We start from the raw sequence: 15,805 nt of genomic DNA on the forward strand, positions 1-15,805 counted from the left end.
TCGAAAAGGAAATTGTTATGATAATTGCATTATAGAAACGTTTTTCGCCAGAATGAAGAACGAAATGTTCTATGGTTTGGAAAAGGAATATTCTACCTTTAAGGAATTTCAAACGGCAGTTAAAGATTATATAGATTATTACAATAACAAAAGAATTCAAGAAAAAACAAAATGGATGTCCCCTGTTCAATACAGGGAAACATCCATGCGTTCAGCTTAATTATTAATGTGTCCAGGAATCTGGGTACATATCATGTTTGTGAGTTCCTTTTTCAGTTTAACTGAAGTAGAAAAATACCATATATGGTATTTTTGTTAATCGATTTCCATGCAAGCAACGATTTGTTCTACATTGAGAATATGGGTAATCCCAGTTTCTTGCTCTAAGAAAACAAAGTGATTATTCATTTGGATAGGACTTTTAATCAATCCGTTTTTAGTAAAAGTAATCAAATTCCCAGCCTTGTCATATTTTTCGAAGTGAAGAACAATCGGTGTCTTAAAATAATAACTATGGTGAATTTGTTCCACTACATCAATCAGTGGCATGATAGTTGGTTTAAAGAAGATGTCTCGTTCTTCATATTCTTCTTCAGAAACGTGTAATTTGTTTAATAATGGTTTGATAAATGATGTGAATGGTGTTTTGCGTTGTTCCATTTTCGATACCTCCGAACATTTGTTTGCATATTTATTATACGAACAAATGTTCTAAAAAGCAATAGAAAAGAAAAAAATTTCAAAAAAAAGATGTGTTTCTTCCTATTTATAAAGTTTCATTTTGCCCGAGAATACTGGTAAATTATCGTTTGATACCTAGCAAAAGAAAGTTTATAATGGTAAGGAAAGCATTTTACTATTCGTGAAAACGAATGGATTGGAGGTGTCACATGAGTCAAGAGATTCTAAATTCTGTTTTAGCGATTGAATCTGAAGCGAAAGCGTTGAAGGAAAAATTCGACGAAAAGCTTTCTGAAACGAAAGCAGCAACAGATCAAAGAGTGAATGAAGCAAAATCGAATATGGAACAATCGTTAGAAGTTTACGCTAAGGAGTTGAAAGAAAAAAATCAACAAAAGAGAGTGGCTTTTGAAGCGAAAGTGAAAGAGGAAGAAAAAGCAGAAATTCATGCGTTAACAGAACGTTTCAATAATCTGAAGCAGGATTTAGTTCAGGATACTGTGAAGGAGGTGTTGAAGAGATATGGCGATAGCTAAAATGAATAAAGTCATGTTAATTGCTCCTACAGAAAAGCAAAATGACTTATTAGATGCTATTCAAGAATTACAATCTTTAGAAGTAACCTCGCTAGAACAGGCAAAAGAACTATTTATACAAAAATCCATCGTTTTAAAAGATGCTGATGAACAAGAAGTAAATACTCTTCAACAACAGTTCGAAGGAATTAATGCAGCGATTGCTTTTGTTGAAAAAAATCAAAAGCAACCTTCAATGATTCAAAAGTTAAAAATTGCAAGAGAACAGTTTACACTCTCTGAACTTCAAGAGGAAGTTTCAAAGTGGAATACGGATGAGCTCGTTCAACATGTTGAAAATATTCGTTCTTCTTTACGCAAAAAAGAGGATGAATTAAAAGAACTGAGAGAAAAAGAAACGCTGTTACGTAAGTGGAGTGTTCTTGATTTTTATCCAAAAGATATTTTCAAACATCCTTATACGAAGACAAAGATGGGTGTCATTCCTCAAGCAGTGGATAATGCATACTTAGAAATTTTGAAGAATAGTGATCTGATTTCTGTTCATGAAGTGTATCATACGCGTGAGGAAATCGGACTTCTTGTGACCTATCCAAGAAAGGCACAATTAGAAGCCAAAACAGAACTTGCTAAAGCACATTTCAGTATTGTATGGTACGCCTTTGAGGAAGCTCCTTCTATTGAGTTAAAGAAAAATCTGGAAACGCAAAAAGCCGTTGTTGAGGCTAAAAAGAAAGTGTTAGACGACTTACAAGAAGAAAAAGATCTTCTTCGCAAGTTACAGCTTTCTGCCGAAGTTACCTATAACGAATTACAAAAAGAACAAGCCAAAAATGAATTAGTGAATGGTCAACATGTATTCGTGCTTCAAGGATGGTTAACTACAAGAGCAGTCGATGACGTTGAAGTTCAACTCAAGGAAAAATTAGGAGAAGGCGAATATGTCTTCTTACCACTCGAGATTGCTGAAGAGGAATACGAAGAAGTGCCAACGGTTTTAGAAAACAATGCCTTCTTACAACCATTCGAAAACCTAACAGAAATGTATGGATTACCAAAATACGGAGAATTAGATCCAACTCCTTATACTGCGCCATTCTATCTTGCATTCTTCGGAATGATGGCAGCGGACTTAGGATACGGAGCACTTCTCTGGTTGGGAACATTCATCATGTTGAAGTTCTTCCATTTTGATAAAGGAATGAAACGCAACTTGAAGTTCTTCCACTTATTAAGCTACCCCGTTATGATTTGGGGGATTATATTTGGATCAGCATTTGGTGCGGATTTACCATTCCAGCCACTATCACTCTCAAATGACCTTATTACGATTATGATCTTATCGATTATCTTCGGGGTTATTCAGATTATGGTCGGCTTATCACTAGGGGCTTACTCAAATCTAAAGAAAAAAGCATATGCCGATGCTTACACGAGTCATCTTGGATGGTTAGCCATTATTACAGGTATCATTCTTTATGTATTAGGCTCAATGGTACTCAATATTTCTTGGATTGCGACAATCGGTTCATCGATTGCGATTATCGCAGCCGTTGCGATTGTAGTCGTAACTGTCCTAACGAGCGAAAACAAGTGGGGCGGTTTAGCGAGCGGTCTATATAACTTGTACGGAATTAGTGGATACGTAGCAGACGTCGTGAGTTACACGCGTTTAATGGCTCTAGCTGTATCAGGGGGAAGTATCGCAAGTGCGTTCAATATGTTGGTAGGATTCCTTCCACCAGTTGCACGTTTTACAGCAGGTATCTTCTTAATCGTAGCCTTACAAGGGTTGAATATTTTCCTTTCATTCCTTGGAGCTTACGTTCACGGCTTACGTCTACAGTTCGTTGAATTCTTTGGTAAATTCTACGACGGTGGCGGACACGCATTAAAACCGTTCAAAACATATGAAAAATACGTTGATATGAAACAACAGAAATCAGAATAAATGGAGGAAATATAATTATGACAAACTGGTTAACATTTTTCGCTGAAAATGGTGGAGGGCAAATCTTTGCTGCTCTAGGGATGGCAATTGCCATTATCTTCTCAGGGATTGGATCATCGAAAGGGGTAGGGATTGCCGGTGAAGCAGCTGCTGCCTTAATTAAAGAACAACCTGAAAAATTCGTTCAAGCATTAATCTTACAACTATTACCTGGTACACAAGGGATCTACGGATTTATCGTTGCCTTCTTCATCATGATTAACATGTCAGCTTCAATGACTTTAGCAGCTGGTTTATACTTATTCATGGCAGCTTTACCAATCGCATTCACTGGTTTATTCTCAGGGATTGCCCAAGGTAAAGTAGCAGCAGCAGGTGTACAAATCTTAGCGAAAAAACCTGAAGAATCAACTAAAGGGATTATCTTTGCCGCAATGGTTGAAACTTACGCAATCTTAGGATTACTTGCTTCTATCTTAATTATCATTAACAAAGGTTAAGAGGAGGGGTATTCTTGAAAGATTTAGAGCAACTAAAACAACTTATTCTAGCGGATTTAGAAAAAGAATCAAAGCAGCGAATTGAGGTTGCTACTAAAGAACAAGAAGAACGTATCAATCAAATGAATGCACAATATTCGCAACAAGAAATGGCGAAGAAAACTGCATTAAAACAAGAAGCAAAATCACAATACGAAAAAGAGCAACAGACTATTTTGAACGCAAGTAAAAAAGAAGTCTTGCGCGTTAAACGTGAACTTCTTGAGAGTGTATTTGAGGACGTTCTACAAGTAATGTCTACCTGGAGCGGGGAAACATTACGTCTCTTTATCGAGTCAGCTATTCGCAAATTACCAAAAAAACAACAAACAACACTTACTTTTGGAGAGGAAACTGTTTCTCGTTTGAGCGAGGAAGACAAAACTGCGTTAACTTCGCAATTTAATTTCGTTCACATCGACGCAGCAACTCTTCCAAAGAAAGCAGGATTTGTGTTGAAACAAGAAGGTATCGAATATAACTATTTATTCGAAGCATTAATTGAAGATTTAAAAGAAGAATATTCACCTATCTTAGCTAGAAAAGCATTCATTGGGTAAGGAGGGATGGAATGAATGATTTAGCCTATTCAGGAGTGAATACGACCGTTCGTATTCTTGAACAGCAATTACTGTCCAAGGAACAATTGAATGGGATTCTCGTATCTAAATCCTTACAACAAGCATTAGAAGCCTTGCAAAAGACAAGTTATGAGGTAGATGTACAAGAAGTTCTCGAATCAAGACAGTTCGATCCAGTCTTAGATGCCCATTTGAAGCGCAACTATGATGAGGTGTTAGAACTCATTCCGGATGCATCACTGCTTGATGTATTCTCGATTCGTTACACTTACCATAATTTAAAAGTTCTTCTGAAATCGAAGTTCTCTGGAAAAGACTTAAAGCATTTATGTGTTCCGTTAGGTCGTTATTCTTTCGAAACCTTAAATCAATTAGTCGAAACTCAAGATTCACTCGATGTACCAGATATTATGATTGAAGGTGTTCGTGAAGCGTATGCTGATTTTGAAAACTTTGGCCGCTTAGAAGCTGCCGATGTATTTATGGATCGCTACTATTTCAAACATCTTCGACTCATCGACCGTACTATGAATCAAGAAGTCATCCATCAAATCGTGAACATTATGATTGATTTGGAGAATATCACTATCTTAATCCGTGCTGCAAAGCAAAAACAATCACGCTCATTCTTAATTGGGGTATTGTCTAGCGAAGGAACAGTCGATAAGACATTATTAATCGACGAAGTGCTTGAAAAGGGCACAGGGGCTCTTATTGACCTATATCGTCATGTTCCATACTATGACAAGATTGTTGCGATTTTAGAACAGGAAGAACATCCAGTTTTTGCATTGGAATTATTAAAAGAAGAATTGATTTATCACATTCTAGAAGAAGCAACTTTTGAACCATTTGGACCACTGCCAAGTCTTGCGTATATTCATGCGTTAGAGATGGAAGTGAAAAACCTTCGTCTATTACTGGTTGGTGTGGACAATGAGTTTACTGAAGAACAATTAAGAGAAAGGATGCGACCAGTTTATGTCTCATAAAATTGCCGTAGTGGGCGACAAAGATTCCATCCTTCCTTTTAAAATTTTAGGGTTTGACGTGTATCCTTGCCATGAAGCGCAAAGTGCACGCAAGACGATTGATGAACTTGCTGGAGATCAAGTTGGGATTATTTATGTAACGGAAGCTATTGCTAGTCAGATTCCGGAAACAATTCGTCGTTATGATGCAGAAATTTCACCAGCCATCATCCTTATTCCAAACCATAAAGGATCTTTAGGAATTGGAAAATCAAGAATTCAAGAAAATGTTGAAAAAGCGGTTGGACAAAACATCTTATAACCAACCAATTAAACCTAAGGGAGGTACCTCAGTGAAGATCGGAAGAATCGTAAAAGTATCAGGTCCTCTTGTGACTGCTGAAGGAATGGAAGATGCGAATATTCAAGATATTTGTCGAGTAGGACATTTAGGCCTTATCGGTGAAATCATCGAAATGCGTAAAGATATCGCATCGATTCAAGTATATGAAGAAACTTCAGGAATTGGACCAGGAGAACCCGTCGAAACAACAGGGGAAGCATTATCTGTTGAATTGGCGCCAGGGATTGTATCTCAAATGTTTGATGGGATTCAACGTCCCCTCAATAAATTTAAAGAAGTATCACAAAGTGACTTCTTAGTCCGCGGTACAAACGTGGATCCACTTGACCGTGAAAAAGAGTGGGAATTCATTCCTACACTAGCTGTGGGTCAAGAAGTAGAAGCCGGAGACATTATCGGTTATGTACAAGAAACAAAAGTTGTACAACATAAAATCATGGTGCCTTATGGTGTTAAAGGAAAATTAACGAAAGTGGAAGCCGGAAACTTCAAAATTGAAGATACAGTGTACCAAATTGAAACAGAATCAGGCGTACGTGATTTCAACTTAATCCAACGTTGGCCAGTACGTCGTGGTCGTCCTTATAAAGTAAAGAAAAATACGGAAGTTCCAATGTTAACAGGACAACGTGTTATCGATACTTTCTTCCCAGTAACAAAAGGGGGAGCAGCAGCTGTACCAGGACCATTCGGAGCTGGTAAAACAGTGGTGCAACACCAAATCGCAAAATGGGCAGACGTGGATATCGTGGTATACGTAGGTTGTGGAGAACGTGGAAACGAAATGACTGACGTATTGAATGAGTTCCCAGAATTGATTGACCCAACAACGGGCGAATCGATCATGGAACGTACCATCTTAATCGCAAACACTTCTAACATGCCTGTAGCGGCTCGTGAAGCGTCTATTTATACAGGTATCACGATTGCGGAATACTTCCGTGATATGGGTTATAACGTAGCTATTATGGCGGACTCAACCTCACGTTGGGCAGAAGCGCTTCGTGAAATGTCTGGACGTCTAGAAGAAATGCCAGGGGACGAAGGTTACCCAGCATACTTAGGAAGCCGTATCGCAGAATACTACGAACGTGCTGGACGTGTTGAAACATTAGGTAGCGATGGCCGTGAAGGTACCATTACAGCAATCGGTGCCGTATCACCTCCAGGGGGAGATACTTCAGAACCTGTAACACAAAATACATTGCGTGTAGCTAAAGTATTCTGGGGATTAGATGCAACATTGGCCCAAAAACGTCACTTCCCATCTATGAACTGGTTAACATCTTACTCATTGTATGATCCAGAAGTGGGTAAATACATGGACGAAAACGTTCATGCAAACTGGTCTGAATATGTGCAACATGCCATGAACACTTTACAAGAAGAAGCAAGCTTAGAAGAAATCGTTCGTTTAGTTGGTCTTGAATCATTATCTGAACGTGACCGTTTAACAATGACGATTGCGAAATCTCTTCGTGAAGACTTCTTACAACAAAATGCATTTGACGATGTCGATACATTCACCTCTCGTGAGAAACAATATCGTATGTTAGAACTCATCTTGACATTTGAAAAAGAAGCGCGACGTGCGATGAAACTCGGTTCATACTATGCTGAGATTATCGACGGAACAGAAGATGTGCGTGACCGTATCGCACGTTCAAAATATATTCCAGAATCTGAAATTGCTCGCTTCGATGAAATCAGAGAGCAAATTAAAACAGATATCGAAAAAACAATTCAACATGGAGGGATGACACATGCTTAAAGAGTATCGTACGATTAGTGAAGTTGTTGGCCCTTTAATGATGGTTGAACAAGTCGAAGGCGTTAAATATGATGAGTTGGTTGAAATCCAATTACAAAATGGTGAATTACGTCATGGACAAGTACTGGAAGTAAACGAAGATAAAGCAATGGTTCAAATTTTCGAAGGACCTAGCGGTATCAACATTCGTGATACAAAAGTACGTTTCCGCGGTAAACCATTATCATTAAACGTATCTGAAGACATGATTGGTCGTATTTTCGATGGGATGGGGAACGTCATGGATGACGGCCCAGAAATCCTTCCAGAAGCGACTTTAGACGTAAACGGACAAGCGATTAACCCAGTTTCTCGTGACTATCCGGATGAATTTATCCAAACAGGGATTTCTGCGATTGACCACTTGAACACTCTTGTTCGTGGACAAAAATTACCAGTATTCTCTGGTTCAGGGCTTCCTCACAAAGAGTTAGCAGCCCAAATCGCACGTCAAGCGACTGTATTAAATAGCGACGAAAAATTCGCGGTAGTATTTGCTGCAATGGGGATTACTTTCGACGAAGCAGAATACTTCATGGAAGATTTCCGTAAGACAGGGGCGATTGACCGTTCAGTCATGTTCCTAAACTTAGCCAGCGACCCAGCGATTGAACGTATTGCGACTCCAAAAATCGCATTAACAACAGCTGAGTACTTAGCCTTTGAAAAAGGAATGCATGTACTGGTTATCATGACAGACATGACCAACTATTGTGAAGCGCTTCGTGAAATTTCAGCGGCTCGTCGTGAAGTTCCAGGACGTCGTGGATACCCAGGTTACTTATATACAAACCTTTCTACTATTTACGAACGTGCAGGACGTATCGTTGGAAAACCAGGATCAGTAACGCAAATTCCAATCCTTTCAATGCCTGAAGATGATATTACTCACCCAATTCCTGACTTAACAGGATATATTACAGAAGGACAAATCATTTTGGACCGTGCTCTTGATAAACAAGGGATTCAACCTCCAATTAATGTATTACCTTCATTATCTCGTCTAAAAGATAAAGGTTCAGGTGAAGGAAAAACTCGTAAGGACCACGCCCCAACGATGAACCAATTGTTCGCGGCTTATGCGACTGGTAAACAAGCTAAAGAACTTGCAGTTGTATTAGGAGAATCTGCATTATCAAAAACGGATAAGAAATATGTAGAATTCACAGAACGCTTTGAACGTGAATATGTTGGACAAGGTTTCTACACGAACCGTTCAATCCAAGAAACATTAGACCTTGGATGGGAACTTTTATCAATCCTCCCTCGTACGGAATTGAAACGGATTAAGGATGAGTTATTAGATGAATACCTTCCGGAAGGGGAGTGATTCCTTTGACACGATTGAATGTCAAACCAACCCGAATGGAATTGACGAAATTAAAGCATCGTCTTGTCGTGTCAAAAAGGGGGCATAAACTCCTAAAGGATAAACAAGATGAGTTAATGCGTCAGTTCATCGAATTAATTCGAAAAAATAATGCGTTACGTGATGCGGTTGAAACTCGTCTCGTAGAAGGAATGAAGAGCTTCGTTCTTGCAAAGGCAACATTAGAAGAAGCTTTCATAGAAGAGCTTGTGGCGATTCCACCCCAAAGCGTATCCTTAGATCTTCAAGAAAAGAACATTATGAGTGTATATGTTCCAGAAATGAATTTCACTGTGAAAGATGAAAATGAGGAAAGTGACTTCAAATATGGTTACTTAAACTCAAATAGTGAGATTGATGATTCTGTAGAGCAAATCTCAGATGTGTTAAATGATCTACTAGAGTTGACAGAGATTGAAAAAACTTGCCAACTTCTTGCAGATGAAATTGAGAAAACAAGACGTCGTGTAAACGCCCTTGAATATCGATTGATCCCACAATTAGAAGAAACGATTTACTTTATCGAAATGAAACTTGAAGAAAATGAACGAGCAAGCATTACCCGTATTATGAAAGTCAAAGATATGGGACAAAAATAAAATGAGGTCCTTAGCACTATTTGTGCTAAGGATTTTTTTTGCGTTTAAGTTTTGTTAAATAATAAACAAAATGGAAGCGGTTTAAAAAAGAGCAAAAAAGTATAAGTAAAGAGCAAGAACGTTCATGTGCCAAGATTATTAAAATGCTAAAATTATTTATGGAAACGTTTTTATAATATTAAGGAGGGGTATTATGTATAAACACAAAAATATGGAGAAGAGACAGCGCTTCTCTATAAGAAAGCTCACGGTCGGAACTTGTTCTGTGATTATTGGGGCTTTCTTTTTTGGCACACTTCAACCTGTTTCTGCTACTGAAGTAGCTGGAACAGAAGTCGTTGCAACTGCAACTGAAAATGCGCCAAATCATGAAGCTGTACAAAATACTGAGGAGAAATCAGGGGAAGCGGTATCTGAAGTAACAGCAGCAGACACGCAGACACCTAAGAATAGCTCCGAAGAAAAACCGGTTACGGAAGCTTCTGCCAAGGAAGGTACTGAAGCAACTTCTCAAGGAGGAACTGGAGAAGTAACCAATAAAGAAGAAAAAGCTACTGAAGCAACAGCAACTGAACATGTTGAAACGGGTAAAACTGAAACAGGTGCTAAAGCTGAGGAAGCAAAAGAAAAAGAAGATAAAACAGTAGAGAAAAAATCTGAAGAAGAAAAAGCTGCAACAGCTGCTACTGGAGAAAATAAAGAAGCAACTGAAAAAACAGCTCCAACGAAAGAATGGGATTCTTCTAGTAGAGTAAAAGGGAAAGTAGAGGTTGTTGAAGAAGGTGGCGTTCGTTACAATAAATTAACTTCAACATCATCTAATGACAACGGAGCCAATGAAGCTTTATTCGAAAAACAAGGCTTACAAGCAGATGAAGAAGGAAATGTCAACATTGATTTAACCTTTAAAGCCAATACAGCACCTGCTGAAACTCGATTTGGTGTCTATCTAAAATATAAAGATAATGACAACAATATCTTTGTAGGATACGATAAAGGTGGTTGGTTCTGGCAATACAAAGGACCAGGTGTAAACACTTGGTATAGCAAGACTCGTGTAGAAGCGCCTGCTATTGGTGAAGAAAATCATCTTTCTATTGTTTATAAAAAAGATGGTCAATTAAACGCAACGAATAATGGACAAAACTTATTTAGTACTGAGGTTGTCCCAGAGGCAGTGAAAAATTCTTTAGCGGGTATCAAAAAAGTTTACTTAAAAGCAGGTACTTGGGGATCAGAATTAACTTCAGTATCGATTAAAGCTGATAACCAAGAAAATGTAAGACAAGATAATGAACCAAATAATCCAGTGGATGATGGTCTTGCTAGAAACGACCAAGATGTTCATTATGAAACGCTACAATCTGAAACATTAAAAGCGATTATTGATACTGCGTTTCCACGTGTGAAAGAATATGAATTAGATGGTAAGACATTAACAGGTCAAGTTCAAAAGATTGATAAAATGTCTATCAATGGCGTTTTAGTAAAACCAGAAGTTCAATATCGTAAAATTGACGATAAAACAGCTGAGTATGTGATGACAGTAAGAAATGATGATGAATTCATCAATGCTGAGATTACTGTTAAATTACAATTAGTTGGAAACGAAATGCATTTTGACGTTACTAAAGTAGTCAATAAAAATAACGTTGAAATGGGCAAACCGGTAGACAATGTTCGTAAACTTATTCAAACCATTGAATTCCCTGGAAATACACTTGTTTCAGTAGGCTCTAACAAACAAAATGCCAAATTTGATGGGGCTCAAATGTCTACAAACACTCATAGATCTGGAGATTACCATTTAGATTTACACTCTGGAAAAATGAATGAGTATACTTATGGATTTATGTATGGATTTGTTTCCTCAAATGAATTGTCAGCATCTGTTTGGAGTAACTCACAATTCACTTATCAAGGAAATGACTTTGCACGTCTAACTACTGCATTACAAAGAGTAGAAGGTGTGAACTACTTAGGAATTCAAAGTTCACCTTATTGGTATCAACGTGCTTATAAGAATTTGGTATATCCTGAATATACTTTAGAATTACCAAGTTCAAAAGTTGTTATTACAAAAGATTTAAATAAAGATAATGTCGTGGACTGGCAAGATGGTGCGATTGCATATCGTAATATCATGAACAATCCAAAAGGAGCAGAATCTGTTCCAGATTTAGTCGCTTATCGTATTGCGATGAACTTCGCTTCTCAAGCGCAAAACCCATTCTTAATGACTTTAGATGGTATTAAGAAGATTAATTTGCACACAGATGGCTTAGGTCAATCAATCCTTCTTAAAGGATATGGTAGTGAAGGTCATGACTCAGGTCACTTAAACTATGCAGATATCGGTAAGAGAATTGGTGGAGTTGAAGACTTCAAGAAACTGTTAGCAAGAGCAAGAGAATACGGTGCAAAAATCGGTATTCACGTAAACGCTTCTGAAACATATCCAGAGTCTAAATACTTTAGTGAAGCGATTCTTCGTAAGAATCCAGACGGAACTTACATGTATGGTTGGAACTGGTTAGACCAAGGGATTAATATTGATGCTAGCTATGACTTAGCTCACAACCGTCTCCAACGTTGGAAAGAATTGAAAGAAAAATTAGGAGAAGGACTTGATTTCATTTATCTAGACGTATGGGGAAATGGACAATCAGGAGATAACTCTGCTTGGCCAACTCATATCATCTCTAAAGAAATTAATTCTCAAGGTTGGAGAATGACAATTGAGTGGGGTTATGGTGCGGAATACGATTCAACATTCCAACACTGGGCAGCTGACTTAACTTACGGTGGATATACACTGAAAGGAATCAACTCAAATATCACTCGATTCATCCGTAACCACCAAAAAGATTCATGGGTGGGAGACTATCCAAGCTACGGTGGAGCAGCAAACTATCCATTACTTGGTGGATACAATATGAAAGACTTCGAAGGATGGCAAGGTCGAAGCGACTACGAAGGATATATTCGTAACCTCTTCGAAAATAACATTATGACGAAGTATTTCCAACACTACAAAGTATCTAAATGGATTAATGGAAACCCAGTTGCAATGAGCGACAATGGTCAAAATTATAAGTGGACACCAGAAATGGAAGTACATTTAACAAATGACAAAGGGGACGAAGTGAAAATCGTTCGTCAATCTAATGATCCAAATAGTCCAGATTACCGTAAACGTGTGACGACATTAAATGGCCGTGTCATCGAAAATGGTGGTAGCTATTTAGTTCCATGGAACTGGGATGAAAATGGTAAACCTTTAACAGGTGACAAAGAAAAAATGTACTTCTTTACAAACACAACTGGAACAACAGAATGGACACTTCCTGAAGATTGGACTGGAGATAAAGTATACCTCTATCGTTTAACAGACCAAGGAAAACAAGATGTTGTTGAATTAACAGTTGGCGCAGATCGTAAGGTTCAAATTACAGGGGACGCATACCAACCATATGTACTTTATAAAGCTCCTCAAGGCAAAAAGACAATGGTATGGAGTGAAGGATTACACATCTACGACCAAGGTTTCAACAGTGGAACATTAGATCATTGGGAAAAAACAGGAGATGCAGAACATGCAGAAATTGTGAAATCTCAAGGTGCAAACGAAATGCTTCGTATTCAAGGAAACAAACAAAGAGTAACCTTGAAACAACGATTAACTGATTTGAAACCAAATACGAAATATGCAGTTTATGTAGGGGTAGATAACCGTAGTGATGCTCGTGCAGATATTACAGTTCGCGTTGGCGATAAAGTAATTTCAAATTACACGAATAAATCAATTGCGAAAAACTATGTTCAAGCACATGCTCATAACACATTGAAAAAGAATGCAACAATCGATAATACAAGTTACTTCCAAAATATGTATGTATACTTTACTACAGGGGATGATGTTTCTAACGTAACATTAGAACTTGGTCGTGATGCTGATGAAAAAGCAACTTACTTCGATGAAATTCGTGTGTTTGAAAATAAATCAGTCATGTATGGTGATAACCACGATACAGGTTCTGGTAAATTCAAACAAAACTTTGAAGAGGTGCCTCAAGGAATCTTCCCATTTGTAGTTGGGGATGTAGAAGGGGTTCAGGATAACCGAACTCACTTATCTGAAAAACATGAACCATATACTCAACGTGGATGGAATGGTAAGAAAGTCAACGACGTAATTGAAGGGGATTGGTCATTGAAGACAAATGGTTTATCAGGATATGATAAACTTGTTTACCAAACAATTCCTCAAAACTTCCGCTTTGAAGAAGGTAAAACTTATAAAGTAACTTTCGATTACGAAGCAGGATCTAATGGGGCATACTCATTCGTAATTGGTAATGGAGAAAATAGTCGTCGTAGTAAATTAACAAAATACGATTTAGAAAATACTTGGGAAAAATCTTCAAAACCTAAGAGAGTAAGCTTCTACGTAACAGGTGAAAAAGGTGGAAACACTTGGGTTGGTATTTACTCAAATGCTCGTGGTGCCGATACAAAAGGTGACACAAATAATAACGAAATCAACTTCAAAGGTTATAAAGACTTCATGATGGATAACCTTGAAATTGAAGAAATCAAACTAACTGGTAAGATGATTGTTGATGATGCATTTGAAAAGAACACACCTGTCGTTAACGGAAATTACAAATCTGAATCTCTAAATGCGTATAAAGATGCAGTTGCTGCTCTATTAGAAGCTGAAGATGATATTAGTATTGAAGATGCAAAAGCTTTAGTACAAAGAGTGCAAGAAGCAAAAGACGCTCTTCAAGAAAAACGTACAAGTCCTACTTGGGATGATATTGCCGACGGAGGAATTGAAGCTCCTTATGAAAATGTAGATAATCCTTACTATGCATTTGATAACAATCCAAATACATTGTGGCATACACCATATGGAGTGGATAGCTTAGGACAATCTCTTAAAGTAACATTTAAGAGTCCACTTGAATCAACTCGCTTTGAATATGTACCAAGACAATCTGGTGCAAATGGACGTGTGATGAGCGGAAGTTTAACAGTTATTGATGAAAATGACAAAGAACATCACTTTAGCTTCCAAGGTTGGAGAAATGATGCTAAGACGAAGGTTGTTAACTTTGGTGCTCCAATTAAAGTGAAGAAAGCCATCTTTACTGGTAATGAAACTTATGGGGACTATGGACATATTTCTGCTGCAGAATTACGCTTTGTATTACCAGTGGAAGCCGATACTCCAGTAGATGAGTCAGCGCTTAAAGCAGAAATCGATCGAGTAAGTAAAATTGACCGTAAAGAAGTGAAAGAATACTTAGCTGGACTCATTGCTTATAAAGAAGGACTTGCTGAACAAAATCTATTGACACCAAATGCGGTTCAACGATTAGTGGAAGAGTTGAAAGAAGTGAAGGAAACGGAAGAGCCTCAACCAAATCCGGACCCAGAGAAGCCAACTCCAGATCCAGAGAAACCAACTCCAGATCCAGAGAAGCCAACTCCAGATCCAGAGAAACCAACTCCAGATCCAGAGAAACCAACTCCGGATCCAGAGAAACCAACTCCAGATCCAGAGAAGCCAACTCCGGATCCAGAGAAGCCAATTCCAGATCCAGAAAAACCAACTCCAAATCAACCAAATATCGAATTACCTCTATACGAAACAGAAGGTGTGAAGGTAACGATTGATAAGAAGACAGGTATTGCGAGATTTGAAGACGAAAATGGAGATACTCCAGTAGTTGTTGAAGTTCCAACTAAATACTTGGATAAGAAGATTAAGATGCTTAAGGTTGAAAAAGTAAGTGGAACGATTAAGAGCCTTGACGGAAAAGAATACCAAGCTTATGAAATTACTTTTGCGGCAAAAGATGGAAGTGCTGTAGCGGTAAATGGAGAAGCAAAAGTTACTTTCCCAGTAGATAAAGAAGTGGATAATGCATACTTTGTAACTGATGATAGAGAAACTGCTAGCCCAATTAAATTTACTAAAGGGGAAGCCAATTCTGTAACATTACATGTAGGTCACTTTAGTTTATATGCAGTAACATTTAAAACTGCATCGCCTGCTACACCAAGTAATCCAGTAGTACCTTCTAACCCTTCAACACCAAGTAATCCGACAGCACCAGTGAATCCATCAGCGTCAGATAGTTCTTCTGCTCAAGTAGATTCTGGCACTCAAGCAAATCGTGGTGGTGTAGTAGCTGCAGCAAACGAAGGTGGTAAAACACCTGCAGCTCCTGCTCAACAAGCAAGTGCTAAATCTGAAAAAGAAGCTTTACCAAATACAGGTATTGAGGATGCAACTCCTGGTCTAGTAGGAGCAATCCTAGCTTCACTCGGTGGATTAGGATTAATCTTTACGAAAAAAGGTAAAAAAAGAGAATAGGAAAGAAACAATCATT

11 protein-coding genes and 1 pseudogene are annotated in these 15,805 nt (G+C 38.1%); 11 read left to right on the plus strand and 1 reads right to left on the minus strand.

The window, feature by feature from the left end; all coding sequences use genetic code 11:
• Window positions 1-220, plus strand: a 220-nt coding sequence (locus tag ADH99_RS01405; RefSeq protein ID WP_049555916.1) for an IS3 family transposase, incomplete at its 5' end; no start/stop codon positions are given.
• A 95-nt stretch (window positions 221-315) separates the two neighbouring features.
• Here the strand turns inward: ADH99_RS01405 and ADH99_RS01410 are convergent.
• A complete protein-coding gene (locus ADH99_RS01410) occupies window positions 316-660 on the minus strand; it encodes a hypothetical protein (RefSeq protein WP_049555801.1) in 345 nt (114 codons plus the stop codon).
• Window positions 661-890: 230 nt separating this feature from the next.
• Here ADH99_RS01410 and ADH99_RS01415 point away from each other — a divergent pair, with 230 nt between their 5' ends.
• The 10 genes and pseudogenes from ADH99_RS01415 to ADH99_RS01460 all read left to right on the plus strand — a co-directional run.
• On the plus strand, window positions 891-1,217 hold the full coding sequence (locus ADH99_RS01415) for a hypothetical protein (protein ID WP_005605006.1): 327 nt from the start codon (window positions 891-893) through the stop codon (window positions 1,215-1,217).
• Window positions 1,204-3,168 carry a V-type ATP synthase subunit I gene (locus ADH99_RS01420; protein ID WP_049555800.1) on the plus strand — a complete coding sequence of 655 codons (1,965 nt, stop codon included), beginning with the start codon at window positions 1,204-1,206 and terminating at the stop codon, window positions 3,166-3,168. The genes ADH99_RS01415 and ADH99_RS01420 overlap by 14 nt, the downstream gene beginning before the upstream one ends.
• Before the next feature lie 17 nt (window positions 3,169-3,185).
• Window positions 3,186-3,668 (plus strand): V-type ATP synthase subunit K, encoded by a 483-nt coding sequence (locus ADH99_RS01425; RefSeq protein ID WP_005605008.1) that lies wholly within the window; start codon window positions 3,186-3,188, stop codon window positions 3,666-3,668.
• Between the two features lie 14 nt (window positions 3,669-3,682).
• The gene (locus tag ADH99_RS01430; protein WP_049555799.1) at window positions 3,683-4,267 is read left to right on the plus strand and encodes a hypothetical protein; all 585 of its coding nucleotides are present in this window, start codon (window positions 3,683-3,685) and stop codon (window positions 4,265-4,267) included.
• Between the two features lie 11 nt (window positions 4,268-4,278).
• The gene (locus ADH99_RS01435; RefSeq protein ID WP_049555798.1) at window positions 4,279-5,280 is read left to right on the plus strand and encodes a V-type ATPase subunit; all 1,002 of its coding nucleotides are present in this window, start codon (window positions 4,279-4,281) and stop codon (window positions 5,278-5,280) included.
• The gene (locus tag ADH99_RS01440; RefSeq protein WP_049555797.1) at window positions 5,270-5,581 is read left to right on the plus strand and encodes a V-type ATP synthase subunit F; all 312 of its coding nucleotides are present in this window, start codon (window positions 5,270-5,272) and stop codon (window positions 5,579-5,581) included. The genes ADH99_RS01435 and ADH99_RS01440 overlap by 11 nt, the downstream gene beginning before the upstream one ends.
• A gap of 31 nt (window positions 5,582-5,612) precedes the next feature.
• Complete coding sequence (locus ADH99_RS01445) at window positions 5,613-7,394, plus strand: V-type ATP synthase subunit A (RefSeq protein WP_049555796.1); 1,782 nt, start codon at window positions 5,613-5,615, stop codon at window positions 7,392-7,394.
• Window positions 7,387-8,763, plus strand: coding sequence for a V-type ATP synthase subunit B (locus tag ADH99_RS01450; RefSeq protein WP_005605013.1), 1,377 nt, complete (start codon window positions 7,387-7,389; stop codon window positions 8,761-8,763). The genes ADH99_RS01445 and ADH99_RS01450 overlap by 8 nt, the downstream gene beginning before the upstream one ends.
• 5 nt (window positions 8,764-8,768) lie before the next feature.
• Window positions 8,769-9,401, plus strand: a complete 633-nt coding sequence (locus ADH99_RS01455) for a V-type ATP synthase subunit D (protein ID WP_082160303.1) — start codon at window positions 8,769-8,771, stop codon at window positions 9,399-9,401.
• Window positions 9,402-9,618: 217 nt separating this feature from the next.
• A pseudogene (locus ADH99_RS01460) lies at window positions 9,619-15,789 on the plus strand (SpGH101 family endo-alpha-N-acetylgalactosaminidase); the annotation flags it as partial.
• Window positions 15,790-15,805 lie beyond the last annotated feature (16 nt).

Origin of the sequence: Granulicatella sp. 572.rep1_STHE (assembly GCF_001073445.1) — a bacterium.
In the GTDB taxonomy this organism is placed as follows: Bacteria; Bacillota; Bacilli; order Lactobacillales; family Aerococcaceae; genus Granulicatella; species Granulicatella adiacens.